This window comes from Dialister succinatiphilus YIT 11850 (assembly GCF_000242435.1).
Classification (GTDB): domain Bacteria; phylum Bacillota; class Negativicutes; order Veillonellales; family Dialisteraceae; genus Dialister; species Dialister succinatiphilus.
The window spans coordinates 1,252,932-1,256,220 of sequence record NZ_JH591187.1; the positions used below are offsets into that span (position 1 = coordinate 1,252,932).

Genomic DNA, 3,289 nt, shown 5'->3' on the forward strand with positions numbered 1-3,289 from the left:
AGGTGGAGCTGATGATTGGAGTGAAGTCGTAACAAGGTAGCCGTATCGGAAGGTGCGGCTGGATCACCTCCTTTCTAAGGAGACACGCTTAAGGGAAACCTTAAGAAGTGTAGGTCGAACATCGGCAAGTTCGAAGTACTGCTCAGTTTTGAGAGAATCATCAAAAAAGACTCTCTCAGCCTGTTCTTTGAAAACTGTATAGAAGAAGGAAACGAAAGAAAGATATTTCACAAGAAATGTTTTTCCGACGTACCGAAGGAAATCTCAAAAAGACTTAATCGAAAGGTTAAGAAGCCAAGAAGGTCAAGGTGTGAATCTTACTAAGTTAAGATAGTAAGAGCATACGGCGGATGCCTTGGCGATATCTGCCGACGAAGGACGCGACAAGCTGCGATAAGTCACGGGGAGGTGCAAATGACCTTTGATCCGTGAATTTCCGAATGGAGCAATCCGGCTGTGGTCATGCACAGTCACCCATGCCATTGAGTATGGGAGGGAACCGGGCGAACTGAAACATCTAAGTAGCCCGAGGAGAAGAAATCAAACGAGATACCCCAAGTAGCGGCGAGCGAACGGGGCAGAAGCCCAAACCGGAGAAGGAAACTTTTCCGGGGTTGAGGACCGTCAGACGATAAGGAAGCTTAGCCGAATCTCCTGGGAAGGAGAGCCGAAGAGTGTGAAAGCCATGTAGGCGAAGGGCGGATAAGGACAGACGGCACCAGAGTACCGCGGGACACGAGAAACCCCGTGGGAAGCCGGGGGGACCACCCTCCAAGGCAAAACACAGATATCGACCGATAGCGCATAGTACCATGAGGGAAAGGTGAAAAGCACCCCGGGAGGGGAATGAAACAGAACCTGAAACCGTATGTTTACAAGCAGTCGGAGACCGTATATATACCAGGTCGACGGCGTGCCTATTGAAGAATGAACCGGCGAGTTATGAGGTCCAGCAAGGTTAAGCAGGAAATGCGGAGCCGAAGCGAAAGCGAGTCTTAATAGGGCGATAAGTTGGATTGCATAGACCCGAAACCACAGTGATCTACCCATGTCCAGGCTGAAACACAGGTAAAAATGTGCGGAGGGCCGAACCTATATCCGTTGAAAAGGGTTAGGATGAGGTGTGGGTAGGGGTGAAATTCCAATCGAACGTGGAGATAGCTGGTTCTCCCCGAAATAGCTTTAGGGCTAGCCTCGAGGTAGAGATTGCAGGCGGTAGAGCACTGATCAGGAGAGGGACCTACCCGGTTACCAAACCCAGTCAAACTGCGAATGGCTGCAATTATACTCGGGAGTCAGACTACGACTTATAAGGGCCGTGGTCAAAAGGGAAACAGCCCAGATCATCAGCTAAGGTCCCAAATGCCGTGCTAAGTGGCGAAGGATGTGGCGTTTCATAAACAACCAGGATGTTGGCTCAGAAGCAGCCACCATTTAAAGAGTGCGTAATAGCTCACTGGTCGAGAGACGCTGCGCCGAAAATGTCCGGGGCTCAAGCACGGAACCGAAGCTATGGCATGACAGCAATGTCATGGGTAGGGGAGCGTTCTTATAAGGAAGAAGCATTACCGTAAGGAGATGTGGACATATAAGAAGTGAGAATGCCGGTATGAGTATCGAAAAGAAAGGTGAGAATCCTTTCCACCGAAAGCCCGAGGGTTCCTGAGCAACGATCGTCGACTCAGGGTAAGTCGGGACCTAAGCCGAGGCGGAGACGCATAGGCGATGGACAACAGGTTGAAATTCCTGTACCGGATGGAGTCAATTGAGCAAAGGAGCGACGCAGGAGGGCACATGATCGCGCGGCTGGAAGAGCGCGTCCAAGTGCGTATGCGTAGAGGGAGGCAAATCCCCCTTTACAGAAGCAGAGACATGATGGGGAGTTAAAGGAGACTTTGACGAACTCATGGATCCCACACTGCCAAGAAAAACTTCTAGCGAGACGAAATCCGCCCGTACCGTAAACCGACACAGGTAGGCGGGGAGAGAATCCTAAGGTGCGCGGGAAAACCCTCGTTAAGGAACTCGGCAAATTGCATCCGTAACTTCGGGAGAAGGATGACCCTGAGTAGGCGAAAGGGAGAAACCCCCGGAACAGAAAAGGGTGGCAGAAAAGAGGCCCAAGCAACTGTTTACCAAAAACACAGGTGCCTGCGAAAGCGAAAGCTGAAGTATAGGTGCTGACGCCTGCCCGGTGCTGGAAGGTTAAGGAGAGAGGTCAGCGAAAGCGAAGCTTTGAACTGAAGCCCCAGTGAACGGCGGCCGTAACTATAACGGTCCTAAGGTAGCGAAATTCCTTGTCGGGTAAGTTCCGACCCGCATGAAAGGCGTAATGATTTGGGCACTGTCTCAACGAGGGGCCCGGTGAAATTGAAATACCTGTGAAGATGCAGGTTACCCGCGACTGGACAGAAAGACCCCATGGAGCTTCACTGCAGCTTGAGATTGAATCCCGGTGACATATGCACAGGATAGGTGGGAGGCTAAGAAGTAATGCCTTTGGGTGTTACAGAGCCGATGTTGGGATACCACCCTTATGTTGCTGAGATTCTAACACGGAGACTAACAACCTCGTGGACCATCTCAGGCAGGCGGTTTGACTGGGGCGGTCGCCTCCTAAAATGTAACGGAGGCGCCCAAAGGTTCCCTCAGGCCGGACAGAAACCGGCCGAAGAGTGCAAAGGCAGAAGGGAGCTTGACTGCGAGACAGACAAGTCGAGCAGAGACGAAAGTCGGGCTTAGTGATCCGGTGGTACTGAGTGGAAAGGCCATCGCTCAACGGATAAAAGCTACCCTGGGGATAACAGGCTAATCTCTCCCAAGAGTTCATATCGACGGGGAGGTTTGGCACCTCGATGTCGGCTCATCACATCCTGGAGCTGGAGTAGGTTCCAAGGGTTGGGCTGTTCGCCCATTAAAGTGGTACGCGAGCTGGGTTCAAAACGTCGTGAGACAGTTTGGTTCATATCCATCGCGGGCGCAAGAAGTTTGAGGGAGGCTGCTCCTAGTACGAGAGGACCGGAGTGGACGGATCAACGGTGTACCAGTTGTCACGCCAGTGGCACGGCTGGAAAGCCGCATCCGGAAAGGATAAACGCTGAAAGCATCTAAGCGTGAAGCCCGTCCCGAGATGAGACTTCTCATCAGCAATGAGTAAGACCCCTTAAAGACGATGAGGTTGATAGGCTGTGAGTGGAAGTGGCGCAAGTCATGGAGCGACGCAGTACTAATAGGTCGAGGTCTTAGCTTAGATTTCACGAAAAGCACGACCAGAGGCGAGAGCCTTCGG

General features: G+C 51.9%; 2 rRNA genes (1 of these 2 running past the window's edge). Both read left to right on the plus strand.

Annotation, left to right across the window (positions count from 1 at the left end):
• Window positions 1–74: ribosomal RNA gene (locus HMPREF9453_RS05385) — 16S ribosomal RNA — on the plus strand (it extends 1,495 nt beyond the left edge of the window).
• Between the two features lie 249 nt (window positions 75–323).
• Window positions 324–3,250: ribosomal RNA gene (locus tag HMPREF9453_RS05390) — 23S ribosomal RNA — on the plus strand.
• The 16S and 23S rRNA genes sit together here, the layout of an rRNA operon.
• Window positions 3,251–3,289 lie beyond the last annotated feature (39 nt).